Source organism: Actinacidiphila sp. bgisy160 (assembly GCF_965342435.1).
GTDB lineage: Bacteria > Actinomycetota > Actinomycetes > Streptomycetales > Streptomycetaceae > Actinacidiphila.
In genome coordinates this window covers 1-991 of sequence record NZ_CBDRCM010000140.1, presented here as the reverse complement: position 1 = coordinate 991, position 991 = coordinate 1, and the positions used below count along the sequence as shown (strand labels likewise).

Sequence of the window (991 nt, the reverse complement as noted above, 5' to 3'; positions counted from 1 at the left end):
GGGGACATCCAGGCATTTGCCGGAGCCGTGCTTCAGGGTGCCGTTGGTGACGGTCCACTTCTGGTCGGCGTTGCCTGTGCACCCGGCCAGGGTCACCGGGGTGCCGTCGGTGGTGCCGCCTGCGGTGGGCATGGCGCATTTGCCGAGGATGGTCAGTGCGCCGGTGGTGGTGTCGAGGTGGAAGTTCTGGGCTTTGGTGGCGTTGCAGGTGTAGATCTGCAGCGGGGTGCCGTCTGTGGTGTTCGCGCTTTGCAGGTCCAGGCATTTGTGGTTGAGGCCGATGAGCTGGCCCTTGCCGGCCTTGCCGAAGCCGGAGGCGGTCTTGACGTGGCCGTCCCAGGTCCAGTCCAGTGCTTGGGTGTCGCCGCCGTAGGTGCGTGTGATGGTGTTGCCGGCGTCGTCGTAGGTCAGGTTGGCGAGGGTGTCGACGGTGGCGGTGTGGGTGGTGATGCCGGTGAGGGTGTGGGGCTGCCCGCCGCCGCTCTTGCCGTAGGTGTAGTCGGTGGTGGTGTCACCGGAGGTGTCGACCTTCCCGCCCGCGACGGTGACGGACGGCTGGTGCTCGACCAGTTGTTTGCGGTTGCCGACCTCGTCGTAGGTGTAGGTCTGCCAGTACCCGTCGTTGGTGGCGGTGACGTTGGTGGCGGTGACGTTGCCGGAGGCGTCGGTGTAGACGGGTGCGGGCGTGCTCTTGCCGGGGGTGATGCAGCCCTCGTTCGGTGCCGTCCAGGCCTGCGTCAGCTGGGCGAGCGCGTCGTATGTGAAGCACTGCCGGTCCGTGGCACCGGCACCGTCGACATCCTTGAGCTGGGTGACGTTCCCAGCGGTGTCGTAGGTGTAGTAGCGGTCGTTGACCCGGTGCGGGCTCGCGGTCTCCCGGTCGGTGACCGTGCGGTCGAGCTGGCCTGTGTTCTCGTTGAACAGGTTGGTGGTCCACACCCGGTTCGGCATCTCACCGGTGACGGTGCGCAGTACCTCGCCGTAGGGGCTA

The 991-nt window shown here is 66.9% G+C and carries 1 protein-coding gene; it reads right to left on the bottom strand.

Features of this window, described 5'->3' with window-relative positions; translation table 11 throughout:
- Positions 1 to 991, bottom strand: a 991-nt coding sequence (locus ACRWNP_RS37140) for a ricin-type beta-trefoil lectin domain protein (protein ID WP_431969425.1), incomplete at both ends; no start/stop codon positions are given.